This is a genomic window from Thalassoglobus polymorphus, from assembly GCF_007744255.1.
Lineage (GTDB): Bacteria > Planctomycetota > Planctomycetia > Planctomycetales > Planctomycetaceae > Thalassoglobus > Thalassoglobus polymorphus.
Genome location: NZ_CP036267.1, coordinates 5,114,182 through 5,140,164 on the forward strand (window position 1 = coordinate 5,114,182; position 25,983 = coordinate 5,140,164).

20 protein-coding genes are annotated in these 25,983 nt (G+C 50.1%); 15 read left to right on the top strand and 5 right to left on the bottom strand.

The features are described 5' to 3' along the window. Nucleotides 1-5 precede the first annotated feature (5 nt). On the bottom strand, nucleotides 6-1,436 hold the full coding sequence (purB, locus tag Mal48_RS18490) for an adenylosuccinate lyase (protein ID WP_197441816.1): 1,431 nt from the start codon (nucleotides 1,434-1,436) through the stop codon (nucleotides 6-8). Between the two features lie 220 nt (nucleotides 1,437-1,656). Here purB and Mal48_RS18495 point away from each other — a divergent pair, with 220 nt between their 5' ends. From Mal48_RS18495 to Mal48_RS18515, 5 genes are all read left to right on the top strand, one after another. Continuing rightward, a complete protein-coding gene (locus Mal48_RS18495) occupies nucleotides 1,657-3,003 on the top strand; it encodes a flagellar hook basal-body protein (RefSeq protein WP_145203051.1) in 1,347 nt (448 codons plus the stop codon). 164 nt (nucleotides 3,004-3,167) lie between these two features. After that, entirely contained in the window at nucleotides 3,168-3,767 is a 600-nt protein-coding gene (locus Mal48_RS18500) for a DUF1579 family protein (protein WP_197441817.1), read from the top strand. 53 nt (nucleotides 3,768-3,820) lie between these two features. Next, nucleotides 3,821-4,195: a YkgJ family cysteine cluster protein gene (locus tag Mal48_RS18505; RefSeq protein WP_145203057.1), complete on the top strand. Its 375-nt coding sequence runs from the start codon at nucleotides 3,821-3,823 to the stop codon at nucleotides 4,193-4,195. Nucleotides 4,196-4,597: 402 nt separating this feature from the next. After that, on the top strand, nucleotides 4,598-6,175 hold the full coding sequence (locus tag Mal48_RS18510) for an alginate export family protein (protein WP_145203060.1): 1,578 nt from the start codon (nucleotides 4,598-4,600) through the stop codon (nucleotides 6,173-6,175). Nucleotides 6,176-6,262: 87 nt separating this feature from the next. Next, nucleotides 6,263-6,709: a DUF309 domain-containing protein gene (locus Mal48_RS18515; RefSeq protein ID WP_145203063.1), complete on the top strand. Its 447-nt coding sequence runs from the start codon at nucleotides 6,263-6,265 to the stop codon at nucleotides 6,707-6,709. Between the two features lie 118 nt (nucleotides 6,710-6,827). Here the strand turns inward: Mal48_RS18515 and Mal48_RS18520 are convergent, their stop codons facing one another. The 3 genes from Mal48_RS18520 to Mal48_RS18530 form a co-directional block, all read right to left on the bottom strand. Further along, the gene (locus tag Mal48_RS18520; protein ID WP_145203066.1) at nucleotides 6,828-8,414 is read right to left on the bottom strand and encodes an HlyD family efflux transporter periplasmic adaptor subunit; all 1,587 of its coding nucleotides are present in this window, start codon (nucleotides 8,412-8,414) and stop codon (nucleotides 6,828-6,830) included. Nucleotides 8,415-8,948: 534 nt separating this feature from the next. Continuing rightward, nucleotides 8,949-10,928 carry an Hsp70 family protein gene (locus Mal48_RS18525; protein ID WP_197441818.1) on the bottom strand — a complete coding sequence of 660 codons (1,980 nt, stop codon included), beginning with the start codon at nucleotides 10,926-10,928 and terminating at the stop codon, nucleotides 8,949-8,951. Nucleotides 10,929-11,372: 444 nt separating this feature from the next. After that, nucleotides 11,373-12,353 carry a glycosyltransferase family 2 protein gene (locus Mal48_RS18530; RefSeq protein ID WP_145203073.1) on the bottom strand — a complete coding sequence of 327 codons (981 nt, stop codon included), beginning with the start codon at nucleotides 12,351-12,353 and terminating at the stop codon, nucleotides 11,373-11,375. A gap of 653 nt (nucleotides 12,354-13,006) precedes the next feature. Between Mal48_RS18530 and hisA the strand changes: the two genes are divergently transcribed. The 7 genes from hisA to Mal48_RS18565 all read left to right on the top strand — a co-directional run bounded on the left by hisA (nucleotide 13,007) and on the right by Mal48_RS18565 (nucleotide 21,297). Beyond that, entirely contained in the window at nucleotides 13,007-13,747 is a 741-nt protein-coding gene (gene hisA, locus Mal48_RS18535; protein WP_145203076.1) for a 1-(5-phosphoribosyl)-5-[(5-phosphoribosylamino)methylideneamino]imidazole-4-carboxamide isomerase, read from the top strand. A 90-nt stretch (nucleotides 13,748-13,837) separates the two neighbouring features. Next, entirely contained in the window at nucleotides 13,838-15,280 is a 1,443-nt protein-coding gene (locus tag Mal48_RS18540; protein ID WP_197441819.1) for a sulfatase-like hydrolase/transferase, read from the top strand. Between the two features lie 98 nt (nucleotides 15,281-15,378). Continuing rightward, nucleotides 15,379-16,563 (top strand): DUF1573 domain-containing protein, encoded by a 1,185-nt coding sequence (locus tag Mal48_RS18545; RefSeq protein ID WP_145203081.1) that lies wholly within the window; start codon nucleotides 15,379-15,381, stop codon nucleotides 16,561-16,563. Nucleotides 16,564-16,820: 257 nt separating this feature from the next. Next, nucleotides 16,821-17,753 carry a sugar phosphate isomerase/epimerase family protein gene (locus Mal48_RS18550; protein WP_145203083.1) on the top strand — a complete coding sequence of 311 codons (933 nt, stop codon included), beginning with the start codon at nucleotides 16,821-16,823 and terminating at the stop codon, nucleotides 17,751-17,753. Between the two features lie 153 nt (nucleotides 17,754-17,906). Further along, nucleotides 17,907-19,271 carry a sulfatase-like hydrolase/transferase gene (locus Mal48_RS18555; protein WP_145203086.1) on the top strand — a complete coding sequence of 455 codons (1,365 nt, stop codon included), beginning with the start codon at nucleotides 17,907-17,909 and terminating at the stop codon, nucleotides 19,269-19,271. A 328-nt stretch (nucleotides 19,272-19,599) separates the two neighbouring features. Continuing rightward, nucleotides 19,600-20,091 (top strand): glutaredoxin family protein, encoded by a 492-nt coding sequence (locus Mal48_RS18560; RefSeq protein WP_197441820.1) that lies wholly within the window; start codon nucleotides 19,600-19,602, stop codon nucleotides 20,089-20,091. Nucleotides 20,092-20,469: 378 nt separating this feature from the next. Then, complete coding sequence (locus Mal48_RS18565; protein ID WP_145203092.1) at nucleotides 20,470-21,297, top strand: alpha/beta hydrolase; 828 nt, start codon at nucleotides 20,470-20,472, stop codon at nucleotides 21,295-21,297. Nucleotides 21,298-21,322: 25 nt separating this feature from the next. On the opposite strand, the gene ispF is transcribed toward Mal48_RS18565, so the two are convergent. Further along, a complete protein-coding gene (gene ispF, locus Mal48_RS18570) occupies nucleotides 21,323-21,802 on the bottom strand; it encodes a 2-C-methyl-D-erythritol 2,4-cyclodiphosphate synthase (protein ID WP_145203095.1) in 480 nt (159 codons plus the stop codon). Between the two features lie 725 nt (nucleotides 21,803-22,527). On the opposite strand from ispF, the gene Mal48_RS18575 reads away from it, so the two are divergent. The 3 genes from Mal48_RS18575 to Mal48_RS18585 all read left to right on the top strand — a co-directional run bounded on the left by Mal48_RS18575 (nucleotide 22,528) and on the right by Mal48_RS18585 (nucleotide 25,894). After that, a complete protein-coding gene (locus Mal48_RS18575; RefSeq protein ID WP_145203098.1) occupies nucleotides 22,528-22,743 on the top strand; it encodes a carbon storage regulator in 216 nt (71 codons plus the stop codon). A gap of 64 nt (nucleotides 22,744-22,807) precedes the next feature. Next, nucleotides 22,808-24,772: a S41 family peptidase gene (locus Mal48_RS18580; RefSeq protein ID WP_197441821.1), complete on the top strand. Its 1,965-nt coding sequence runs from the start codon at nucleotides 22,808-22,810 to the stop codon at nucleotides 24,770-24,772. A 369-nt stretch (nucleotides 24,773-25,141) separates the two neighbouring features. Beyond that, nucleotides 25,142-25,894 (top strand): DUF6655 family protein, encoded by a 753-nt coding sequence (locus Mal48_RS18585; RefSeq protein WP_197441822.1) that lies wholly within the window; start codon nucleotides 25,142-25,144, stop codon nucleotides 25,892-25,894. The last annotated feature ends 89 nt before the right edge of the window (nucleotides 25,895-25,983 follow it).

Below are 25,983 nucleotides of genomic sequence, written 5' to 3' on the forward strand. Positions count from 1 at the left end.
TCTCGTCAGACTTTGAGTTCTTCGGCATCGCCACCAAGCTGACTCTCGTACTGCTTTCGAATCGGGCTGATCACATCGCTTAAAAACTCGTCGACCTGTTCTGGAGCGCGGCCGATATATTTTCGAGCATCAAGAGCCGCTGTCAGATCAACATTTGCGAACAACGCATCGTTGCCCAACCTCTCCATGAGGTCGTGCTCTTTGCCGAATTCTTTGACTTGCTTATCGGACTCGACGCTGTGAATCCGAACAGCTTCGTGAAGGTCTTGACGGTCTCCACCTGCTTTCACACCAGCCATCAAGATCTCCTCAGTCGCCATGAACGGCAACACTTCGTTCAGACGCTTCTCGATAATTTTTGGATAGACTCTCAATCCGCTGGCAACATTGCGATAAATCAACAGTACGGAGTCAATCGCGAGGAAAGATTGCGGCAACGAGAGACGTCGGTTTGCGCTGTCATCCAAAGTCCGCTCCATCCATTGAGTCGCAGCTGTTTGGTCACCATTTTGGGCAAGGCTGATGGCAAAGCGGGACAGAGCACAGATTCGTTCTGACCGCATCGGGTTGAATTTGTACGCCATCGCAGAGGAACCGATCTGCTTGTCTGCTTTCGGCTCTTCGATTTCCTTCCAGCTTTGCAGCAGACGTAAATCGCTGGCAGCTTTGTGGGCTGATTGTCCAATTCCACTCAGAGTCGCGAGAACCTGAGCGTCGACTTTTCGTGAATAGGTTTGTCCGGTCACCGCATATCGTTGATCAAAACCCATTTTCTCCGCAACGAGTTTGTCTAACTGACAGACTTTCTCGTGGTCTCCTTCAAACAGACTCAAAAACGTGGCCTGTGTTCCTGTCGTTCCTTTGACACCGCGAAAGCGTAACGTCGCAAGACGATGTTCAACTTCCTGCAGGTCGAGAACCAAATCGTAACACCACAATGTTGCACGCTTGCCGACAGTTGTCGGTTGAGCTGGTTGCAAGTGCGTAAAGCCAAGGCACGGAAGATCTTTGTATTGCTCTGCGAAACTTCCAAGAGCATCGATCACTTGTACCAGTCGAGCCTGAGTCAACTCCAGGCTCTCGCGAATTTGAATCAATTCGGAGTTGTCAGTCACATAGCAGGAGGTTGCTCCCAAGTGAATAATTCCGCCTGCCTCCGGGCACAACTCTTTATAGGTGTGGACGTGTGCCATCACATCATGACGCACTTCACGTTCGTGCTTCGCAGCGATGTCGAAATCGATGTTGTCAACGTTGCTGCGAAGTTCGTTCAATTGTGCATCAGAGATATCCAGCCCCAACTCCTGTTGAGCTTCTGCCAACGCCACCCACAGCTTACGCCAAGTGCTATGTTTCTTCTGAGCAGACCAAATGCCACTCATTTCAGCAGAGGCATAACGGGTATTAAGAGGATTTTGATAAATTTCGTGAGACACGGGAGGAACTTTCAAACGATGTTTCGAACGTTTTCTGCAAGTCAACATGCTCTCGCGACAACAGAAAATCTGCAACCAACAGAGCCGGGTTTCCCAAAGGAAATGTCTCATCTTGCGGCACTTTCCCGAATTGCGTAACGTTTGCGGGTATCGGGGGCATCAGGGATCGATTCTGACGTCCAATAACGTTCAATTTCCTCGTGGCCGCAAGGAGGCTGTCATGAGTTCGTCCCGCTCAACATTCCTTTCTGGGACCATTTTTGGCATTGTTCTGGGAGTCATCCTGGGACATATTTCTATCTGGAAAGATGTCCGGACTCATTCCGCGCCGATATCGCAAACCTTTCCAGTTAAGGAAGTTGCTCCAAATGGAATGTCCTACGACCTGGGAGAGACATCGTCCCAGTATCCGTATTATCCCGAGGAACCTCTCAAGCCAATCTACAATTCGAACCAATATGAACACGATGAAGAGCTCCCTGCAGACTCTCCTTTAGCGAACGCCATCGCAGTGGAAACGGTTGACCTGGATGAAGTTGCATCAGTTGTCTCTGATCAAATTTATACGGAAATCGAAGAAGCCCCAACGCCTGAAGCTGAGGAACCTAATCCTCTCGACATCGAAAATGCAGCTCCGATCGAGACGGTTCCAAGCAAGAACCATAACGCAGTTCGAAAAGCGATTGACGATGAACTGTCGACCACTCCTAAATCTCAGCGGGATGTCTGGTTCGAATCTCTTAAGGACATGCATGTTGACGATGCAACAGGTGTGATCCGAATGTGGAAAATGATCGGCGGCCCGATCCCAGGTCTTGGTGAAGAGTCGCTAATCCTGCCCCCTTCTGCTCCGCCAAACGCTTCACAGAAAAGCAAATCTGCAGAGGCGACACCCGGTTTGAAAGAGGCACTCAGAAAAGCGATTTCGATTCACCAAAGAAACGCCCTCATGGTGTCGACACTGGGCTACATCCGTATTGTTCCACGTTTCACTGAAGAAATCATCGACGGTGCCCCAACCATCACTGGTGTCACCGAAGAAATTGACTTCAATTTCGGAGAACGATTCGCTGCTGGAACACAGCTTGACTTGATGATCAAGGGAGCAGGCATGTTCCGCGTGCAAGACTCGAAAGGTCAAAACTACCTGACTCGCCGAGGAAGATTCTCGCTGAACAAGAAACGACAACTCGCCCTCATCGACCATGAGGCTGAATACGTTCTACAACCAGTGGTCACGATTCCTGAGTCCGCCACTCAAATCACGATCAATGCAGACGGCCAAGTCAATGTGAACGTGAATGGAAACGTGAATGTGAACGACGACTCCAACGATAAAGCTGTCTCAGCAGGTTCAATCATGCTGACACCGGTGATTTCAAGCAACCAACTGAGCTACTATCAAAATGGCTTGCTGAAAGTGAGCCCGGACTTTGAGACCGTTGCAATCGCTCCCGATAGCAAAGGGCACGGTCATCTCATTCAAGGATTCCTGGAACTGTCGAATGTGAATGTTGACATAGAAAACCAGGAAATCGCTCGCTTAAAAGAGATCCTCGGCGAATAACATTCGTCCAGAGTGAGCAAAGCTGGGACTTTACGTCCTGCCTCGCGGCCCGCAGTCTATAAAGTCGTGAGAGCAATCTTTGCGTCAACACAATTGCTATGGCGCGCTTCCGTCTATTCAAAGATCGGCATTGAATTGCTTGATTTATAACTCACGACCAAGCAGTGAGTCGAGAACTGCTTGAAGCTGGCATCGTTTCCTCGTACGATCGAATACTCACGACACCGTACTCGAATCGGGGGAGAGTCATGCTACAAAGTCGTCAGCTTCTATTCGTCATTGCCATTCTATCTTCAGGCACTGCGTCTCTTCTTGCTCAAGACTCAAAGGACTTCGGTCAGCCAAGCCCCAATGTCCCGGAACTGAAAGAGTTGGCACGCTTTAGCGGTGAATGGGAGGCGCAGCTCAACAATTCAGACCTCAAAATCCCATCTGAGCGAAAGTGGGTCTTTAACGGCTATTTTCTAAAACACGATTTTGAGCTTCCCGGAGGAGCGTTACGTGGGACGATTTACCGTGGATATAACACTCGCAGTAACAAATACACAATGACATTCCTGGACACTCAGGGAAACATGTCAATGCTCACCGGAGACTGGAATGACAGCCTCAAAACGTTTACCTTCGAAGCCGTTGACAGTTCTTCACAGGTTCAAAAGTACGAATCCGATTTCTCTGCTGCCGACACGGAGCAGTGGACGATCGTATTCGACAACACACTCATGAATCAGGTAACAGGCGTAGCGAAAAAGCTTCAAAACTGATTGATCGTACGCAGGCTTCTTCGCAAACAAAAAACGCCTTCAAAATTCATCCCATGTCGGACTCATCATTCAACTTCCCCATTGTCGAATCGTGCAATGGGTGTGGAGTTTGTTGCCACGTGCAAGGTGCACCACCGGACTTTGTGGCGTTATCGCTCAACCCACACTTTCGAGAGGACCCTTCTTTCGCGGAAGACGTCGAACGCTTCGACCAACTCAGCGGAGAGCCTCGTGATTTACTCTCCGCTTACTTGAAGCAGTCCGCTGCCGGAGAGATCCCCACTGATGGCCCCTGTGTTTGGCTCGACGCAAAAAAAGAGCAGTGCCGATTCTACGATCAACGACCGTCGACCTGTCGAGTCTTCGAAGTGAACAGCCCCGGATGCCACTTCTACCGAAAACTATCCGGAATCGAAGGCTATTCATAATTCGCCTCGCCCTTGAAGGCTAACTTCACAATTCCATGAACGACTCGCAACGAGGCAGGTCGCTCAGACCAATATTGGGATTGTCCAAGCCACATCTCGCTGCTCCAGTTTTAACGATTATCCGGTTATTACGACCTATTCTAAAAACAGCGGAATCAATCGTTCGCTCGATCGAAACTACTTCAACGGCTGAGGTGGTTTCGCCGATTCCAATACAAGTGTGGCCGTTGAGTTTGATCCTTCAAACGTGCTTTTGAGTACTCCTTAGCGATCAGAAGTGCGTTTCCTCAACAATACCGAACAAGCCTATTGAAGTTGTGGTCGTTCAACGGAGTGACCGTTCCGAATTCAGGTTTTGCTCTACTGAATCAGTGACTACCCTCGCGTTTGGAGCGTGCTGTAATGTTTCAGAAAGTGTTGTATTTCTTTTCTTTGATAGCACTTGTGCAAAATTCAGTCTTCGCGCAGAGCACTGCTGAGCAGAAAATCCCTTCGTCTCCAGAAGAGATTTTTGCTGACGACATCCAAGACGACGCCGTCAGTCCTATCACATTCACAGAAATTGAATGTGACATCACAGAGACAGACTGCCTGCCTGGACCGCCTCTCGCTTGTGATTCTTACCACGAATACAATCCTGGGTGGTGTCGCCAAATTTTGAGTGATGACCCACCATTGAGTGGCCTCAAAAATCAACAGTGGGGTAACTGGACCTACTCCGTCGGTGGGGCTTTACGATACCGCTACATCGATGAATCCAATCGCCTGCGACCACCGACGACTGGTCGAAAGAGCAGCTACAATCAATGGCGTTTCAATCCGTACCTCGAACTTAAACACGGCGACGAGTTCACCGCTTACGTTGAAGGAATTGACGGATCAACGTTTAACGCCGACCTTCCATTACTTCCAGTCGATCAAAATCGCTTTGACCTGCTTCAGTACTACTCCGATGTAAAGTTGTTTGACTCGGGATATGGCGAGAAAGTTCGCCTGCGAACAGGTCGACAGCTTTTACAGTACGGTTCGCAGCACCTCATCTCACCTCTGGCGTGGTCGAATACGTTTCGGAATTTTGAAGGGGCGAAACTCTACTATACCAGTGATGCTTGGAAGATTGACGCTTTTGCAACCCGGCCCGTCAATGGTGCTTCAGGAAACATCAACCGTCCACACAGCTTCGACAATCCAGACCAAAGTCGATGGTTTAGTGGAGTCTACACAACCTACAAAAATGCCCCGATGGGGACGTTGGACATGTACTGGCTCTGGCTAGACGAAGATGATGACCAACCCGACCGTATCGACGGCAATCGACATACATTTGGATTACGATACGCTGGCGAGATCCCGATGAATGATGAGTGTGGTCACTTGTGGATGACACTGGGTTGGGACTACGAGGGAGCCTTCCAGGTCGGCAAGGATGTTGTCGGGGCTGGTCCCGTCAAAGACGTTCGTGCGGGTTTCATCTCGACCAACACCGGACTCACCTTCAATCAAATCGCCTGGTCGCCAACAATCACAGGTGTCTTCTTCTGGGGCTCGGGTGATGACGACCCAACCGACGGAACCAGTAACACGGTCAGCACACTCTTTCCGTTGGGGCATGCCTACTGGGGGCTGATCGACAACTTCTCGGGTCAAAACTTGCTCGACTACAGCGCACAAGTTTCAGTACAACCGACCGAGAAACTAACGTTCCTCACAGCTTGGCACTGGTTCGACAAAGCACAAGCTGAAGATGCCATCTGGAATGTGGCAGGGGCTCCGTTTGGAGGAAACATTCCAACGGCAAGTCGACATCTGGGGAATGAACTTGATCTCGTTGCCACGTACGCTGCAAGCAAAAACGTCACCCTCCAGGCTGGATACTTCTGGTTCTTCTACGGCGATGCCGTCACGAAAAACCCGAATCCTGATGTAGCCAATCGAGGCGATGCTGATCAGTTTTACTTCCTGATGGACTGCAAGTTCTGATAACCTATTATGAGGTTATCCCCTGACATAGTTTTCCGCTCAAATTGAGATTCCAGCTGGAAATTGGCTCCCTAATGTTCGTCTGAGATGTCGCAACCCTCATTTCATCTTCCGCCGTACACGCATATTCCGGGGAAGACTCCGCATCCGTTCTCCGATCCTCAAGGCCATTCATACGGTCAGCATGATCAGAAAGAGATCGACGAAAAAAGCATGTTCCAACATGCGTTGTTTCTATTCGAGAACGGTTACTACTGGGAAGCACATGAAGCTTGGGAACAGGTCTGGATTGCGCTGAAACGGCGCGGACCTGATGCTGATCTCATCAAAGGTTTCATCAAACTCGCAGCGTGTGGAGTCAAATGCCTGGAAGAAAACAGAGTCGGCGCGGAACGACACTTGAAGCGGGCGCAAGAGTTATTGAGCTCAGAAAAGATTGATTCCTCGAAGCGATTCGCATCGCAACTCCCGAACACTCAGGAGTTGATCGAGCAGATGAGAAGACGAACCGAAGCCCTTTCCCAGCCCAAATAAGCTCTCTCGTATCTTCTGCGACTTGAAGGTACGTTTCAGGCTGCACGAACTGCTCTACTCCGAAACAAAAGCTAAGTCATCGGGAATCGAGCGAGCCACACTTGTGCTGCCTGCTCCATTAATTAGTCATGCTCAACCAGAATCGCTCTTCTTCTGTCCCACTAGATTGTTTTTGAAGTGCGATGATTCGTTGTGCACAGGTGACGCGTGGTTTGAGGACAATCTCTTCGCCCTCTTCGAGACCGTTTAGAATTTCAATTTCGTTGTCGCTGGAAATTCCAACCTCGACGGTGCGGTGTTCGACTTCGTCGCCGCGGCGTACGAAGACAAGGTGCTCCCCACCGACTTCAACGATTGACTGAACCGGTGCCTGAATGGCTGACTGTCGCTGCTCTGCGATGATGTTCACTTTCGCTGTCATCCCGGGAGCGATTGTGCGAGCCAATTCGGGATCAACATCGACATCCACCGTCACGCGATATTCACGGAGGTGATAGTTAGGATAGAGTCCAGCAAGGGGAACAGTCGAAAGATGGCTGATGTGCCCCTGATAACGGCCCTGTCCGGCAGCGTCAATCTCGATGATCGCTGGTAAACCGATGCGCATCAATCGGATGTTTGATTCGTGCAACCGTAACTTCACCTGCAGACGATCCCGATCTGGAATCTTTGCAATGGGTTGCAAGTACCGCATCGAACTTCCTTCATCGATGCGTGAGGTTGATCTGGAACTTGTTCGAGCGTAAATCAGTTCACCTGATCTGCTTGCTCGAACCGTGCAGGCTGCAATATTTTTCTCCAGACGATCCTGATAGTCCTTATAAATTCGATATGATCGCTCTCGGGAACGAACAGTAATTTCACGGCGTAGAATCGATGCCGAGGCAGCCATCTTCACCCGTTCAAGTTCTCGCTCTGCCTCGACGGCAATCGCCTCGAGCCGAGTCAGATTCCGATCGTAGCTGAAGTCTTGAAGAACATTCAGTTTATCCTTAGCAAGCTCTAACGCTTGCTTTCGCTTCAAAACGTTGATGCGTTCACTGTCTCGTTCGCTCTGTGATCGATAGCCGAGTCGAACCATGTCTTCAACGAATTCGAGTTGCTTCTCACCTCGGTTGAGTTCTTCTTCTGCCAGCGCGACTGAAGCTTTGAGTTGATTGAGTTTTTGAGGATGCTCAGCTTCCACGTACCCATCCAACTGCAATTTCGACAACCGTTGTTGCAGTTCCGCACGAGCCAGGATGCTTTCATTCGTCAGCTTTTGAATACGCAGATCTTCTTGAGCATCGGCCAAACGAGCAGTGGCATTCACGAGAAGAACGGCACGATCCTGAAAGCGTTTTTTAATGCTGGAAGAATCAAGTTCCGCAATGATATCACCCTTTTCCACCCACGTTCCCTCTGGGACAAGGGAGATCACTCGTGTGCTCCACTCACATTGGCTGATGATCACATCGTTGTCGGCACTATCGACTTCACCACTTTGAGTAACCACAAGTTCCATCGATCCACGTTTGACAACGGCGAACCCTTCTTCAGGAACAACCGGGAACTTCTCAGCGACGGCAAAAGTGACAACGGGAATTGTGATCGATGTTGCTGCAAGAATCGCAACAATTGTTTTGATAATCATTCCATGACGCGAGGATTTCTTGCGCAAGATGTCGTCGCGCGAAGATGTTGAGGATTGTTTTGTGAGAGGCATGGCAGGCTACTCGGTGGGAAGGTCACACACGGTGCTACACTAAACGTCATTGATCACGTATAGCCATATCGTGAGTGGTGGGGTGAATTGCGTATTGTTGAAAAAGGTGGGAAGCAACAACAACACGAACAAATTCAGGTGGGTGGAGTGCTAAATCTGGTAGCACTTCTCTGGATTTTATTCTATCCGTCCATTTTGCAACTGTCTACCTCCTCTTTCGAGATGCCCTCTCTTCGGAGCAAACCGCAGGGCTCAACAAGTGAACAACCGTGCAAGGTCGTGCAATCGGTCTTTGTTTTCGCGATCAGACGCTTCTCAACCGTTTTCAATTGAAAACAACCGAAAGCAGTACGCCAGCGAAAGCCGCATCGTAAGGTAACAACCTCGCCTCGAAGTCTAGCACAGACCATTTTCTATGCTCGTATAATGCCACGACAGGTCACTTTGACGACTTCAGAGACTGTTCGCCACGAGGCAGCACGTAATAACAAACGTTGGATTCGCTCTAGAATTCGGCAGTCAGGAAGGGACGACTTACCGAGGTTTATGCCGGGGGCGTTTGTGAGAAGTCGGCGATGAGGTCATCGGCTCGGTCGGGTCCTCCGACTGCTTCCGCTTTGCCAATTTCTTTTTCGAAGATTTTTCCGCCCCAGAACGCCCACATTCGAGACAGTTCCCACTTTTTTCGAGAATATTCCCACAACGGTTGCATAACGGAATCGGCCGTTCTGCTTCTTCCAGAGAAACGGAACTTGAGATTTTTGGTGGTCGTGTCGATTTGCGAGTCCGTTTTGCGTCAACCGCTGAACGCGGTTTCTTCGGCGATCGACTTTCTACAGGAGTCTCTTCTGGAACCGACGGGGCGATATCTTCAGTTTCAATCTTGAGCAAGTCGGCTTCAAAGGCGTTACTGAAATCTCCGGGTTCGTCAGGCTTCGACTGCGAGGGTTGTTCTTCCACTGGAGCTTGCACATCGATGTCATCATCAGACGTTTTTCCCCCTCCACGAAGAATCGTGGTACGAGCGACCTGACCACTTTTCCGATCGACTGCGTGAACACGAACCCGCCCTTGTTCATCGTATTGAATCGTCACTTCAATCGGCGAACGTTTCGGGAGTTCTTCCGGGAGGCTATGGATCAAACAGTCTCCCAGTTCAACATATTCTTCCCCGAGCGTCGCACCACTTTCGACAATATGCAGATGAACTCGTTTCTGATTTTCGACCACAGTCCCGAACGTTTGACGATACGCACAGGGCAAAGGCGTGTTCGCTTCAATCAAGTAGTGCGGCCGGCGATCTCCTGTTTCCGGATCACGAATTAAAATTCCGAGTGAACGCCCAGTCACACTTTGTTGTTTGATTTTTTGCAATCGTGCCGAGGCAGACTCATCAAGAGAAGACTTTTCGAGCGATTGACCGCTTAGCAACATCCCCGCATAAAACGCTGCTCCATGCGAAATCGATTGATCCGGGGGAAGTGTGGTATTGAGTGTGGTCCCACTGATACGCTGCAGCATATTCCGAATCATCGGCATCCGCGAAGCTCCACCAGTTACCAGAACAGAGTCAACGTGCGCCCAGCCCTTCCCGTGAGATTTGAGCATCTCTTTGGTGATCTCTTCGGTCCGCTTCACGAGGTCGTTCGTCAACAATTCAAATCGTTCGCGTTCAATCAAAATGCTCTTTCGCCGCCCATCATGCTGGACAAGAATCGTTGCTTTAGGCCGAACGCTGAGGCTCCGCTTGACTTGTTCAATCTCGATGGCAAGCCCTTGCTGACTCTCTAAGTCCAACCGGGGATCGCTGGTTGATGACTTCACAAATTCATCACAAGCGAAGTCTTCCAGCCGTTGATTCCAATCGAGTCCACCCAACTGCAAATCTCCGCCCGAAGCGATCACCTTGACTTCATCTTTGTTGTACTGCACTAAAGAGAGGTCACAGGTTCCGCCTCCAAGATCGAACACAAGGACAGTTTGGTCCTGAGCGATTTCAGCAAACCAGATCCCTTCGCTCAACACGTGACAGAGTGCGGTTGCAACCGGCTCATTGATAATGTCCACTCGTTCCAGCCCGGCATCTACCCCTGCTTGCACGGTGATTTGTCTTTGGACGTCGCTGAACTGAGCCGGAACGGTGATCACAGCATGACGAACACGTCCCAGACGTTCCTCTGCTCCATCGAGAAGCTTCCGGATAATCAATGAGGAAATCTCTTTGGGGCGATAGACATGCCCATCAAAGATCCAGCACTTATTTGGATCGCCGATGTGCCGTTTGGCATGCAAAACAACTCGTTCGGGACTCGTCACTGAATTCCGCAGAGCTTCTGAACCGACGACAACTTCATCGCCATCAAAAAAGACGACAGATGGAGTCGTCAACTCCCCCTCAGTGTTTGGGATCGTGACAGGTTGCCCTTCCGGCGTCAGATACGAGAGGCAGGAATACGTCGTTCCCAAGTCGATTCCAACAGGATGGACTCGTTGTTTCGGACGATTTAAAGGCATTCCTGTCTCCATTGGGTTCTGCTTCGATACAGAGTGGCTTTTGCAATTGTACCATCCCAGAACGGTTCCCTCTCATCATATCACCGATTCCATCACATCACCAATCTGGTGGCTGGATTCTTCAGGGTGGGCGCGTGAAGATTTCAAACGCAGAGCTTAAAACGGAGGGGCTGCTAAACAATCAACACCACCCGCAGCCAAACGAGCAGAAGCACTCAAAGAATATCAGCTGGTCCTCAAGGTTCGCGAGAAACACGCGTCGCCTCAGATCCGGCGCGCATGAGCAACAAGACGTGCTGATCTGCGAAAACACAAAAGTGATCTTCCATCACGACAAACATCGAAGATGTTCAAAGCCAGCTGTGCAAGGAAGACTCGACCGGATGCCATTAAGCATTCAGTTCAACTTCAATGTCATCAGCCAGAGCCTGTCACAAAGCCCTGCTAAACATCAACGGTCGGGCGATCCTGGTCCACAAATGGAGTTCGATCGGAGACGCTGTAAGTATCTCGCTCACGACCTGTATTCGCGACAATCAATTCTGCAAGCATGCCAAGTGAGAGCCCCTGGGCTCCGAGCAACAGCGAAGCGACAGAGTACAACAACAGCGGACGACCACCAATCGGTGCTGGCTCAAAAACATGGAGCGTATTCATCAATATCCAGAGCACTCCCAGATAAGTCAGCCCGAGCACACCAAGCCCGAAGAAGAACAGACCGATTCCGCCGAGCATATGTTGTGGTCGCTGCCCGAAACCGGTCAGAAACTTGACCGTCAACAGATCGAGGAAACCGCGCAGGAACCGTCGGACCCCATACTTGGAATATCCGAACTGACGCGGACGGTGGTGGACCGGGACCTCTGCAACCTTGAAGCCACGAGCATGTGCCAACACAGCGATAAAGCGGTGCATCTCACCATACAGGCGGACTTCTCGCGGGACTTCCACCCGGAACATTTTGATACCGCAATTGTGATCGTGCAGCTTCAATCCATTTAAAGCGCCAACCATCCAGTTGAATACTTTACTCGGATAGACTTTATGCCAAGGGTCGAGCCGACGCTCTTTCCAGCCGTTGACGACATCGTACCCTTCATCGATTTTCGCAAGGAAACTCGGAATCTCTGCGGGATCGTCTTGCAAATCCGCGTCCATCATCATGATGTAGTTACCACGGACGGCATTCATCCCGGCTGTTAACGCCGCCGCTTTCCCGAAGTTGCGACGGAAGCGTATCCCGGAAATTCGTTGATCCTTTTCCGCCAGGTCCGAGATAATCGACCACGATGTATCGGTCGAACCGTCGTCAATGAAAATCACTTCAACGTTAATCGCATTCGACTGGCACACATCAACAATCTGCCGATGCAACTCTCGGAGCGATTCTTCTTCATTCAAAACGGGGATGACGATCGAAAGCATGAGTGTTTCCTGCGCAATGTTTTCTGAGTGTCTCGATCACAGTCTAAGTGAACTGCAACCAACCTTGAGGACCAAACAGTCGCCGCTGATCCGAAGGCGAGTACTCGAAAGTCAAAACGGATCTTTGCGTCCAATCCAGAATCAGTGCGCTATCTGAATTCCGGAAACATGATCGAAATAATAAAACATGCACACTGAAGTTGTGCATGACTTTTCGAACCGAATTCGAAAACCTCTGGAATCGCCGCTTTTCTCAACTTTGTGAGAGAGCAATTTCAAGTTTCAGGATCAGTTCCATGAAAAGCCTCTCTCGCAGAGATTCCCCGAGGAGAACTTAAGATATCCACTTCTTATGGATGGATGCTAGAGCAGTTTGCTCTAGCGCGTCCCCGTGAAGAACGCGTTTCATCAATAAAATCGCTGCTCGCCACGAGGCAGAACCTGACCACCAATTCGAAAGCTGATCTCTCCCGAATTGTCCATCACTAACGATTGGTCAGCCGTTTGCTCTTTCGGTATGAACTTATACGGCTTCGGCTTGAGGCGGCTTCAAGTTCCGAGTCTCACCGAGTATTCTGTACTGTTCGAAATGAACACAAAGCTGTCAAACGAACGGCTCCAGAAAAACAGAATCTGAAAAGAACGTAGAATCGATGGAAATCCTGCCTGCAATTGATCTTAGAAACGGTAAATGTGTCCGGCTCCGACAAGGAGACTATAACCAGGAAACAATCTTTGGCGATGATCCTGTCGCTATGGCGAAACGCTGGGAAGACGAAGGAGGCCAATGGCTGCACCTTGTCGACCTGGATGGTGCAAAAGCCGGCAAACCGGCAAACGTCGATGTCATACGGAAAATTGTGGAAGCGGTGCAGATCCCCTGTCAGCTGGGAGGTGGAATTCGAAGCGAAGAGATCGTGCAATCAATGCTCAAAGATGTTGGCCTCAACCGGGTCATCATCGGCACGCAGGCCCTCAAAGAACCGGATTGGTTCAAAGAGATCGTACAGAAATTTCCGAATCAAGTTTGCCTGGGGCTCGATGCTCGAGACTCAATGGTTGCGACCGAAGGTTGGCTGGACGTCTCAAAGACCTCTGCTTTGGAACTTGCAAAAGGATACGTCGGACTACCTTTGGCAGCAGTGATCTACACGAACATTGCGAACGATGGAATGATGCAGGGAATCGACGATGGAACTCTGAAGGACTTCGTGCAACTTGCGGAGATGGGGCTCAAAGTGATTGCTTCCGGAGGAGTGACCACAATGGAAGACATCACCAAGCTGAATGCGATTTCGAAGGAGCATCCCAATTTGATCGGTGCAATTACCGGACGGGCGATTTACGAAGGAACCGTCGATCTCGCCGAAGCTGTTCGTCTGACATCAGCCTGAACAAACCTCGGCCCGAATTGAGATCGGCCTGAATATTGTGACTTTCATATTGCCCCAGACTCCATGTCTGGGGCTCACCGGCTAGCCATCATGAACCAACCGAACATCCTGCTCGTAATCGCCGATGGAATGCAGGCGGGTGCTGTTGAGCCGAATCATCCGTGCCTCACACCAAACCTGACCTCCCTCGCCGATCGAGGAGTCCGATTCAAAAACGCTCACACAACATGCCCAACTTGCTCACCAGCACGAGCCAGTTTAATGACCGGGCTGTTGCCGCATAACCATGGTGTCCTCGAAGTGGAGCATGGTCGCGATGAAGACCAATCCGTTCTTCGAACACAGTACCCGCATTTCGCTCAGCAACTTTCCGACGCGGGCTACTCGACCGGATACTTTGGGAAGTGGCACATCGAACGGACAAACGAAGTTGCAAATTTCGGATGGCAGGAAAGTGTCGTCAAAGGAGCTGAGCACGTCAAAGGACTTGGTCGCGGAGACCGTGGTCCACAAAGTCTTCAAATCGATGAAGCTTTGCGGGGCGAAGTGAGTGGCCCGAAAGGATACCGCACAGTTTTGCACTGGGGCGTTACAGATACGCCGCTCCTTGAACGCTACCCCGGCACGACCGTCCTTGATGCTGAAGACTATCTACAAAAAGCGACAACAGAGCAGTCTCCCTGGTGTTGTTGTGTCAGCTTCTCTGAGCCGAACGAAGCACTTGTCGTCGGTCGGGAGACATGGGACCAATACGCAGAGATCGACATCCCGTTACCGGTCAATTTTCAAGATGACCTCTCGGATCGCCCCAATTTCTATCAACGCCAACGAAAGATCGGAGCGAATCTTTCAGATGAACATTGGAAGGCAGCTCGAAGGTGCTACTTCGGGCGAATCACAGAGATCGATTCCTTGCTGCCGCGGCTTCTCGCTCCCATCGAGAAGGCAGGCCAGCTCGAAAATACCGTTGTCGTCTTCCTCGCTGACCACGGTCGATACGTCGGCGGGCACGGTTTTGATGCTCACAACTTTGGAGCGTTTGAAGAAATCTATCGCATCCCGCTGATTGTCGCTGGCCCCGAAGTCGCCTCCGGAAAAACATGCGAGGCGTTCGTAAGTATCGGAGATGTTGGCGTCACGCTGAACGATTTGGGACAGGCAGAGTCGATGAACTCCACTGATTCCAATTCATTCAAATCACTGCTTCACTCACCCGATGATATCTTGGAAAGCTTCCAAACGGGCTACGCTGAATACCATGGAACACGATTTCCGTTGATGCAAAGAATCCTTTGGGAAGGCCCTTGGAAGTTCGTCTTCAACGGATTCGACTTCGACGAACTTTACAACCTCGATGATGATCCCTACGAAATGCAGAATCTCATCAACGAAGAAACACAGCAAGATCATATTCAAAAGATGATGGCGAAACTCTGGAAGAGAGTTCGAGAAACAGGAGACCGCGCCATCCTTGAGTCTCATTATTTTTCCATGCGATTTGCTGCTGTCGGGCCAGATGCTTCAGTCGAATAATCGACTCGATTTGACCTGCAGCCAAGACCACTTAAAATTCATTTTCCGTATTTCTATTTTTTATCAACTATTAACTTTACTTGAAGAAGAGGTGCAATATGAAAATCGCCCAAATTGCAGCCGTCATGTTCACTTTGCTTCTCTCCTTGGGAATCGTGCTGTGGCTGGCAGATTCGGCCCCCACAACAGTTCATGAGAAGGAAACCGAAGCCCTCCCTCCCGACGCCCCCGTTGATACCCCAACGGAAGATGGCGTCCACAACATTAACCCGTTTACTCCGACCACCGAAGGGCCTCAACCAAAGGTTGTGATTGAATCACTCGTCCATGACTTTGGCGCAATGGCTCTTGGGCAAACTGGCACGCACAACTTTATCATTCGAAACGAAGGAGAGGCTCCTCTCAAATTGGCCAAAGGGCAAGTTCAATGCAAATGTACCGTCAGCGGACTTCAGGATGAGGAAGTCCCTGTTGGTGGCGAAGCAAAGATCCACTTGGAGTGGACCCCCAAGTCGATGGGACCATTCGGTCAGGGAGCGGTCATCTGGACAAATGACCCTGCCAACGAAAAACTTGAACTGCGTGTCGAAGGCGAAATGGTTTCCGAAATCAACATCAACCCGGAAAACGGTTGGATTCTCGCCAATGTCCCCAGTGGGCGACCCACCAAAATTGGGGGAGGGATCTCGACTGGCCTCCACGACTCCTTTGAAATCACTTCAATCGAGACAACATCAGATCGCCTGACATTCACCAGCAAGCCGATGTTGCCAGAAGATCTGGCAGCGCAAAATGCAAAATCAGGCTTCGAATTGATCGGAGAATACAACCCACCAGATGAGGCTGGTAAATTCCGCGAAACAGTGACTGTGAAAACGAGTTTGGACAAGTACGCAAAAATTGTCTTAAACGTCACTGGAAGCCGCACAGGCCCCATCGCGATTATTGCTTCTGGCTGGATGGCTGGGAAGCGATTGCTCAATCTTGGCAGGGTTTCTGAAAAGAAAGGAAAGAAGCACCGCCTGACAATGATGGTCGAACCGTTTGAGGAGGAGTTAAAAATTCTCGACTCACAGATTCAACCGAACTTCATCACTGTCGATTTCGAAGCTGCCGAAAACAGTGAAACAGCCACAAGGCACCGTTACACTCTCAACCTCGAAATCCCCCCAGGAAGTCCTGCTGGCGTATGGCGAAAAGACTCTCAAGGAAAAATTGTCCTGACAACCAATCACCCAAAACTCAAAGAAATTATTATCAACCTGGAAATGGTGATTCAGTAGTTCGCTCTCAGCAAACCACCAACAGCTGTCCGCCAAGGATTTTGGTGTCCCCTTAAATCATTGAACTGGTACTGGCTCAAAAACCTCTGGATCGTCACTTCCTCAAAATCGAGTGAGCAAATTCAACATTGGTCTCTACGTTCTGCCGTGTGGCGAGCAGTCTATGAAATCATGTAAGTGAACTTCACAGGCACAACAAGCATTGAAGATGCTCTAATTCAATTGAACTTTTTCAACTCCACGACAAAAGGTACCTCATGCCGCTTCAACGTCGCGACTTCATCAAAGCTGCCGCCGCTTCCGTTCTGATTCCCTCCGTTGGTCTTGCCTCTGAGCGCAGACGGAATCGACGCAATTCACGAAGAGGCCAGGCAACTGGAAATGTCAGTTTTGTTACCAATCAACCCGCCGCAAACAAGCTCAAGCTGGGACTTGTCACCTACAACTGGGGGAAAGACTGGGACGTTCCAACGGTCATCAAGAACTGTTCGGAAACGGGTTTCGCTGGCGTCGAACTTCGCAGCACTCACAAACATGGTGTCGAAATCACCCTCGACAAGAAACGTCGCGAAGAGGTCAAAAAACAGTTCGCAGATAGCGATGTGACTCTCGTCGGGTTGGGAAGTGCGTGTGAGTACCACGCTGCCGACCCAGCTGTTGTCAAGAAAAACATCGAAGAGACAAAAGCCTTTGTTCGACTCTGCCAGGATGTCGGCGGCAGTGGAGTGAAAGTCCGCCCGAACGGGTTCCCTAAAGATGTTCCAGTCGAAAAGACATTGGAGCAAATCGGGAAATCGCTCAACGAAGTTGGCAAGTTTGCAGGGGAGCACAACGTACAGATTCGTGTCGAAGTCCACGGACGAGGAACGAGCGAAATCCCGCACATGAAGTCGATCATGGACATCGCAGACAACCCCAACGTTGCTGTCTGCTGGAACTGCAACCCGACAGACCTCGTCGGCGAAGGATTGGAACACAATTACAATCTGTTGAAAGACCGCATGGGGACAATTCATATTCATGATTTAACAAATGAGAAATACCCCTGGAAAGAATTGTTTCCATTACTGAAAGAAACAAACGCCCCCTCTTTCACCGGTTGGGCACTGCTTGAAGATGGAGTAGTCCCGAAAGACATCGTCGCTGCGATGCACGAAAACCGAAATGCATGGAACGAATTGGTGAAGTAAGCCTCTTCGTTTCGAAGAAAGGTGGATCACGTACGGCGGGACTTCAATCCCGTCGTACCACCTCAAAAGCTTCGTTGTCGCCCCGCACTGCGTGAGTCACCTCTCAAAAAATGAATCCGTCTTGATTGAATGACCAGACCGAAGAAATAAAAAATGAGCCGAATGATCCCCGAGCTATTGTTGGCGTGCCTGTTCAGCCTGATGTTCGGAGGAGACTCCCTGCAAGCGGAATCCCAGCCGCCGAACATTCTGATCATCACAGCAGATAACCTTGGGTACGGAGATTTAGCTTGCTACAACCCGGACTCTCCGATCGTCACTCCGCGGCTGAACGAACTTGCACAGGAGAGTGCCCGTCTCACCAGTTTCTATACCGCTTCGCCAACATGCACCGTTTCGCGTGCCTGTTTACTGACCGGGCGAATCCCACAACGACATCGATTAACGAACCAACTGGGCGGACTCGCAGGGAACTACGGAGTCGGACTTAATCAAAGCGAAATTCTCATTCCCGATGTGCTGAAGAAGTCGCCGATTCCATACAACACCGGATGTTTCGGGAAATGGAATATCGGATTCGCACCGGGATCACGACCGACTGAACGAGGTTTCGATGAGTTCCTCGGCCATGCTTCAGGGAACATCGATTACTATCACCACATCTACAACGGCAAGCACGATCTCTTCAAAGGGATTCAAGAATTCGATGCCGACGGTGAGTACGCAACCGACCTCTTCGCTGACGCTGCTATCGATTTCATCAAACGAAAGTCAAAAGCAGATGCCCCCTGGTTTTGTTATCTCCCCTTTAACTCTCCGCATTTCCCAAACAAGAAGAACAAACTGCCGGGACAAAAGTTTGAATGGCAAGCTCCTGATCGGGCGTTTGATCCTTATGAATTTGGGCCGGATGAAACAGACCCACAGAAACGCTATTACGCTGTCGTGACTTCTCTCGATGAAGCAATCGGCCGCGTACTCGACTCACTGGAAGCCGCAAAGGTCGAGAACCAAACGTTCGTTTTTTTCTTTTCCGACAACGGAGCGTTCCGCCTGAACCGCGAAGGGCTCGATGTCGGCATCAATTCGCCGCTGCGGGGTGGCGGCGTAACCTGTTGGGAAGGCGGGCTGCGCGTGGCAGCGATGGTTCGATGGCCCGGAAAAATTGAAGCCGGAACGATCATCGATGAGCCACTCTGGTCACCCGACCTCATGGTCGCTTGTGCCCAACTGGCAAACACGCACTTACCTGCCGATGTTGTGTACGATGGAAAGAACCCGTTACCCACTCTCACTCAACAAGCCAAGTCGCCTCACGAATCGTTCTATTTTCAGTACCAGAGACACGCTGCGTTGCGCAAGGGTGCATGGAAAATTGTTCGCGAAAAACCGACAAACCCCTGGAAGCTATTCAATCTCGAAAGCGATCTCGAAGAAAAAAACGATGCCGCCAAACAATCCCCTGAAATCCTTCGTCAGCTGGTCGATGAAAGAAACGACTGGGAAGACTCCTTTTAATGTCCGATCGGCACTCAAGAGAATCGTTTCGAATTTAAAATCACATTCGTCTCCTGCAGCACAATTTATCGCGGGAATGAACCGAGCTCAAAATTTAGAACTGATCCTAAAACTTGAAATTGCTCTCTCAAGCATTGAGAAAAGCAGTGATTCCAGAGGTTTTCGGACTGGTTCTAAAAAATCTGTACCATTCGGCTGGCTCAGGCAATCACATTTTTCGAATGAGTGACTCGGACTGGTGACCGGTCTCGGCCTCGTCTCGATCAACAATATTGCAGGCAAAATGCGTTCTACGCAGGCACAAGCGACGCGAAAGTGTTCTATAGATATGTCAAACCTTCGAGCCCCTGTATTCATTGGAACTGCGTTTATTCTTCTCGGAGCAACAGGGATGTACCTGTTGCTGGAATCACAAAACGGAACTTTTACCGGAAGGCTCAGCCACCCTCTGACAGCGCACGCTCCGATCTGGGGGATGACCTTCGCCGGGATGCTCGGGCTGGGGATTTGGCTGTTGTGGAATCGATCTCACGCACAAACCACTTGGCGCCCCACATACTCTGGACGACGTTTTCGAACGATCGTTCTCTACACACGCAGCGGATGCCCGTTGTGCGACGAAGCGGCAGAACTCCTCGGAGCGTATCGCCGCTGGCTGCCACCAACCACCGAAGTCGACATTGATCTCGATCACGATCTTCAAGAGCGACTCGGTGAAGAGATCCCTGTCATTCAGGTGGACGGCAAAACACGCTTCAAAGGCCGCATCAGCGAAGTCTTACTCCAACGCCTCATCGAAGGCACCCCACCATTGGCTTGATTCGTTCTCTCGAAGTATTTTTCATGTGAAATAGAGCATCTTTCGAATTGGTGTTCAGTGTCGATTTAGTCACCGGTGAGTCACTGGGGAAGGTAAACGACCGCCCAAGATGCAGCGATATGCCTCCAGAGCAATCGTGAATTTGCGATAAATGCGTTAAACATGCTCTGATGAACATTTGAAATGCCTGATATCCTCACTCTCTCGCCCTTATCGCTTAAAGGCAATCTCAGAGACTCAGCAACCGCAGTGTTATGAGCGTTGGTTCAGCACAATGTCTTTAAGATCGTTCTCCACATCGTTGACAGTCGATCCCGAAATGTCATACGAAGTGTTTTAAAATCAGTCAACGATCCCTAGAAATCCAGTCAGGCCCAGATGCTCTCTCGAACCATTTTTGCTGCTCTCGTTTTATTATCATGCGCGTCCCTGAATGCTCAAAACAGGCCGGCCGCCACTTCGTCTTACCAGATTGAAGAGGGAGTCCTCTATCGCACAGGGGATGACGTGACGGACGGAATGAAGAAGATGTGCCGGCTGGACATCTATACCCCCGTGGACGCAAAAAACTTTCCGACGGTCGTCTGGTTTCATGGAGGAGGACTCACCGGCGGAAAGAGGAAACTACCGGAGCAACTGAAATCGTCGGGAATCGCCGTTGTGACTGTGGATTACCGATTGAGTCCAAACGTCAAGGTGAATGATTGCATCGATGATGCTGCAGCTGCTGTCGCCTGGACATTTCGTAACATCGAAAAGTATGGCGGGAACCCCAAGAAAATTTTCGTAAGCGGGCACTCTGCTGGAGGATACTTAACGAGCATGCTCGGTCTCGATAAAAAATGGCTGAAGGCGTATCAGATTGACGCGGACAATATCACTGGGCTGATCCCGTTCAGCGGTCACACGATCACACACTTCACAGCCCGTGCGGAGCAGGGGATCGATGGCAAGCAACCGATCATTGACGAGATGGCACCGCTATTTCATATTCGCAAGGACGCTCCACCGCTCTTGCTGATTACCGGTGATCGTGATCTCGAACTTCTCGGCCGTTATGAAGAGAACGCTTACATGTGGAGAATGATGCAGGTGGTCGGCCATCCAGATACAGAACTCTTTGAGCTGGATGGATATAACCATGGCGGCATGGCTGGCCCGGCTTTCCCGCTGCTTCTGAAGTTTGTAAAAAAACATTCGAAGTGAGGTATCACGCGCAAGCGTCGTGTTGTCACGAGCGAGTGAGCAGCACGACGACTTCTGCGCAGATCGCTTCTTCTCTTCCGACAGGGCCCACCTTTTCTCCGGTTTTTGCCTTCACGTTGATGTTCTCCGAATCAACAGACAAGAGCTCCGCAATCTTTTCACTGATCGTTTTTTTATAAGCCGACAGTTTCGGTTTTTGTGCGAAGACGATGCAGTCGGCATTGCCAACTTCCCAGCCACTCGCCTGAACTTTCTGCATCACCTGGTTCAAGAGCTCTGCAGAGTCAGCTCCCTGAAACATCTCATCGGTATCGGGAAACCATTCTCCGATGTCTCCCCACCCCAACGCCCCGAGAACGGCATCGGTCAGTGCATGCAGGAGAACATCTCCATCGCTATGGGCCACCGGACCATGCGTATGCGGAATATCGACTCCTCCGATCACCAGCCGCTTGCCGTGTTCGAGTCGATGTGTGTCATGTCCTAAACCAACGCGAAGATTCATCCTGCTCTTTCAACCAACGTCACTCAACGTCACTGCAAATCGCCATACTGGCCTGACTGCTTTACTGGCCTGACTCCGGTTTGACTTGTGATGCCACATCTCAATCCAAAGTGCACGAGCGTTCGAACACTCACAATCAATTCGCTCCACACTCTTCAGAACAGCTATCAGGTTCATCCGTATAATCACTGAAGTTCACTCAGTGATCAACGCGTGCCTGCTGGCCGTTGAGCAAAGTTCAAAATTTAATGGCACTGGGCATCGACTTCTTGAATTTATTTTAAAATTTTTCTCTCGCCCTCTTGCCCGCCCAAAGAGCAAAGTAAGAATGAAGTGCGGCCAAACCACTGAACATGAGTTCCGTAACACTTACGCAACTGTCCCAGATTCGCAACACGTTAAACTTCACCAATACGGCGGAACTTGCCGAACGATTCATTTTGACCGCATTTCATTTTGTAACCTCGCGGTCCGCGACACTCCAGAATTGCATGCCTTACAAGAAAAGGGTCACCCGGCGCGGATCAAACTCTTTTCGCATACATTGAATTTAGACACAAATAGCCATTAAATAAAGACTTAAAACCAAATCACATTTCTCTGACTGACTTTTGGCACGGTCCGTGCATTAGATATCTCATGTCAGGCAAAGATTGATGTCAAGACCAATCAGCAGCCATGAAACGACAAATCTTGACAAAATTTCCAAGGATATGGAGAAAAAGATGTTAGTTCTTACTCGTAAAAAACACGAAACGATTCAAATTGGCGACTCGATTGTCATCAAGGTGATATCAACCGGGCGAGGCAAAGTGAAGATCGGAATTGACGCCCCGTCAACAACTCGAGTTCTTCGAGGCGAACTCGCGCAACTCATCGCAGATAACGAAACACGAATTCCTGAAACATTCGTTGCACCAGAAGCAACCGTTAAATCTTAAGCGCCAAAATCAACAATCCCATTTAATATCTCAAAAAACCTCATGCTATAGGAGCAAGTTCAAGATGAAAGCTTCACTTAACAACACGATCTCAAAACTGACCACACTCAACCTGGCTTTGTTTGTTCTTCTGATGAGTTCCCCAACTCAAGCAGATGAAACAATCACACAAAGCCCACAACCACAGTTCGCAACTGCTACCTCCTCCAACCACGACGTCTCTTCACCACTGACTTCACGAGTTCCTCATACTGTCTTCCCTACTGATCAGGGAATGCCGTTGGCCCGCGAGGATGTGGACCTCATCAAGACCGCGGTGGTTCCAGGTCGAGCGTTCGTTCCGTCAACGACGCCACGTGAAACTCACCCAACTTACACACCGATTACACCTCGATACCAACCAGCACCGCAGTACCAGCAACCAGCTCCGCAATACCAACAACCAACAACAATTCCTCAGTACAACCAGCCTGCTCCTCAATCACCGCAAACTCCTGCGGGAGGAGAAATTTTAGGCAACAACAAGCCTACTGATCCGCAGGTGAAAATTTCGTCACGCAACACTGATCCGAAAATGCTCGGATTCTTACGCACCACATCAATGCAAGAGTTGACCAGCTTGTACCACGAAGCGTCACGAATGATCGACGCCAAGCACGTGAACCCTCCTGCATACGAAACCCGTATGAAGGCTTCCTTAAACAACTTGATCCTCGCCTTAGATAATCCTGACTTCCAGAGAGCAAACAACTTGTCCTCGCAGTCAACTGCAATCCGTCAGGTTCAAGCTGAGTTATCACAAACAATGAACTCTCAACCTGCTCGAAACGCCACTGAGGCAGTCGGTTTAATGCAATGGTCGGCTGAACTGGTCAACCGACAACTGGGGGTTCGCCGAGAAGCTGTTGCTCTCGAATTCATGAATGGAACAATCGACGCACTCGATAAATACTCATCATTCATGCCTGAATCGACAGCCTTTGCTCCCGGAGCAGAATTGGAAAACCGTAAAACTGCGAGCCTTGAAGAGAACATCGTCGGCATCGGCGTTGAACTCGAAACCCATCCAATGGGAGCAATCCTGGTCGGTGTTGTGGAGAACAGCCCCGCCTCAGGCCTCGGACTTAAGAAAGGTGACTTGATCGTCGCAGTGAATGGCCAGTCAGTTCGAGGATTGGGACTGAACACAGTTGCCGGAAAGCTGGGTGGATCACTGGGAACCCAAATCACACTCGACATCGAACGCGACGGACAACGATACCGCGGACAGTTATCTCGCCAAAGAATCTACGTGAGTAGTGTCACTGGAACTGAAATGTTGGACAACATCAAAAAGGTTGGTTACGTCCGACTCAAACAGTTCTCTGAGTCATCACGAAAAGATTTGGAAGCAGCGATGTGGTCTCTTCACAACCAGGGAATGAAATCACTCGTCCTCGACTTGCGAGGAAACCCCGGCGGATTACTGGATCAGGCCATCGAAGTTTCAGACCTGTTCCTTCCTTGCGGAACAATCGTTTCCACAAAAGGAAGAAACTACTCGGACAACACTTCCGAAACTGCAACACGAGAAAAAACATGGAGCATCCCGTTGGTTGTTCTTGTGGATGATGGATCGGCAAGCGCCAGTGAAATCTTCGCAGCTGCGATTCAGGAGAATGAACGAGGCGTTGTCGTCGGTCGACACTCATACGGAAAAGGAACTGTGCAAACACACTTCCCACTCCAGACAGTTTCAGGACTGTTAAAACTGACCACTGCCAAGTTCTACTCTCCAGCAGGACGCGAAATGGCTGGTTCAGGAGTGACTCCAGACCTCCTCGTTCGAGCAACTGAAAAGAACAGCAACAGCACTGATTACGATGCCGACATCGAAGCAGCCATTTCGGTTGTTGACCAAGGAATCCCAAGCCGGCTTGCACAACAGGCTGCAAACTGCAATCAACCGAAGTACCAGACTCCTGGTCAGGCGAACAACAGTTTCAACAACTTCACTCAACAACTCCAGATGAACATGTCTGGTCGATAGGAAATGCTGACTCTGATTTGAACGCGTGATCGACCCGCCCCGCTTCAACAATTGTTGAAGCGGGGTTTTTTCATTTTCCGGCAGGACGCCGTTCCACTGAGGTGCGAATGACCCTGCGAAACCCGTCGTTTGTAGCGAGTTCCAAAGCCTGAATTCCATAGAGAACCATGACTGAAACTGCGTCTGCCAAGCCTCTAAAACATCCTCAAAATTGAACTTGACCCGCTAAATGGATGCGTGTAGACGAAAAAGAGAGTTGCCTTTTGATTCTCAAGCCCTGAACTTCAAGTGGCCAACTCTTCAATTTCAATCCATTATTCACCGATGCGGGTTCTCGGGCGGAGACGATACGCCCACCAAGGAGAGACGATGATACTTCGATACTGTAGCTTTCTTGCACTCATGTCGTGTTGCCTTTTGGGGTGCACTGCCGCCAAAACCTCTAACACAGCAAGGACTTCCACCGAACAGCTACTCATCGCCAACGCGGTGGATCAATCACTGGACAAGATTGACTTCACTCCGTTTCACGGCCACACAGTCTTCCTGAACGAGAAGTACATTGAATGTACCGACAAGCCCTACGTGGTTGCATCGGTGCGGCATCGCATCTTGAAAGCGGGTGGCTTACTGGTCGATTCTGCCGATAAAAGTGCCGTCACCGTCGAAATTCGAAGTGGAGCCGTCGGGACATTTTCGTCCGATTCTTTCCTCGGACTTCCTGAAGTTGTCCTGCCCGGTGTCGTAACACTTCCGGAAATTCGTATCGCTGAAAAGAAGAGCCAGCTTGGTACTGCTAAGCTGGGGATTGTCGCTTTCGAAACAAAGTCAGGCCGCGCACTCGGAGAAGGTGGAATGAGCCTAGCTCAGTCTCAAGACAATAACTGGTACCTCGCTGGAACTGGCCCATTCCGAAGCGGCGAGCTGAAAGAAGAAATTGGAAATGGAACGACCGGAGCTGCTGCACTGAAATACAGCAAGGTTCCTCACGTGGTGAGCTTCTCACCGCCGAATCAACTCAACGAACAAATCGCTCTCGATGCTGCTCCAATCCCAAAAATCGACCCCGCCTCCTCAGAGAAAGAGAACGACAGCCCAGACTGGGTCAAGCCAGCAAACTAGAGCATTTCCAATGCTTCTCTTGTCCGCGAAGTACGTTTTCACAAGTCCATACGCTGATACCACGAGACAGCACTGTTAAGACAAATGTT

What these genes read in the sequence shown, in the direction of transcription:
- Mal48_RS18575 (WP_145203098.1), top strand. Translation starts at nt 22,528, where the DNA reads ATGTTAGTTCTTACTCGTAAAAAACACGAAACGATTCAAATTGGCGAC.
- Mal48_RS18550 (WP_145203083.1), top strand. Translation starts at nt 16,821, where the DNA reads ATGCCGCTTCAACGTCGCGACTTCATCAAAGCTGCCGCCGCTTCCGTT.
- ispF (WP_145203095.1), bottom strand. Translation starts at nt 21,802, where the DNA reads ATGAATCTTCGCGTTGGTTTAGGACATGACACACATCGACTCGAACAC.
- hisA (WP_145203076.1), top strand. Translation starts at nt 13,007, where the DNA reads ATGGAAATCCTGCCTGCAATTGATCTTAGAAACGGTAAATGTGTCCGG.
- Mal48_RS18560 (WP_197441820.1), top strand. Translation starts at nt 19,600, where the DNA reads ATGTCAAACCTTCGAGCCCCTGTATTCATTGGAACTGCGTTTATTCTT.
- Mal48_RS18525 (WP_197441818.1), bottom strand. Translation starts at nt 10,928, where the DNA reads ATGCCTTTAAATCGTCCGAAACAACGAGTCCATCCTGTTGGAATCGAC.
- Mal48_RS18585 (WP_197441822.1), top strand. Translation starts at nt 25,142, where the DNA reads ATGATACTTCGATACTGTAGCTTTCTTGCACTCATGTCGTGTTGCCTT.
- Mal48_RS18540 (WP_197441819.1), top strand. Translation starts at nt 13,838, where the DNA reads ATGAACCAACCGAACATCCTGCTCGTAATCGCCGATGGAATGCAGGCG.
- Mal48_RS18545 (WP_145203081.1), top strand. Translation starts at nt 15,379, where the DNA reads ATGAAAATCGCCCAAATTGCAGCCGTCATGTTCACTTTGCTTCTCTCC.
- Mal48_RS18530 (WP_145203073.1), bottom strand. Translation starts at nt 12,353, where the DNA reads ATGCTTTCGATCGTCATCCCCGTTTTGAATGAAGAAGAATCGCTCCGA.
- Mal48_RS18580 (WP_197441821.1), top strand. Translation starts at nt 22,808, where the DNA reads ATGAAAGCTTCACTTAACAACACGATCTCAAAACTGACCACACTCAAC.
- Mal48_RS18515 (WP_145203063.1), top strand. Translation starts at nt 6,263, where the DNA reads ATGTCGCAACCCTCATTTCATCTTCCGCCGTACACGCATATTCCGGGG.
- Mal48_RS18510 (WP_145203060.1), top strand. Translation starts at nt 4,598, where the DNA reads ATGTTTCAGAAAGTGTTGTATTTCTTTTCTTTGATAGCACTTGTGCAA.
- Mal48_RS18505 (WP_145203057.1), top strand. Translation starts at nt 3,821, where the DNA reads ATGTCGGACTCATCATTCAACTTCCCCATTGTCGAATCGTGCAATGGG.
- Mal48_RS18565 (WP_145203092.1), top strand. Translation starts at nt 20,470, where the DNA reads ATGCTCTCTCGAACCATTTTTGCTGCTCTCGTTTTATTATCATGCGCG.
- Mal48_RS18555 (WP_145203086.1), top strand. Translation starts at nt 17,907, where the DNA reads ATGAGCCGAATGATCCCCGAGCTATTGTTGGCGTGCCTGTTCAGCCTG.
- Mal48_RS18495 (WP_145203051.1), top strand. Translation starts at nt 1,657, where the DNA reads ATGAGTTCGTCCCGCTCAACATTCCTTTCTGGGACCATTTTTGGCATT.
- Mal48_RS18520 (WP_145203066.1), bottom strand. Translation starts at nt 8,414, where the DNA reads ATGCCTCTCACAAAACAATCCTCAACATCTTCGCGCGACGACATCTTG.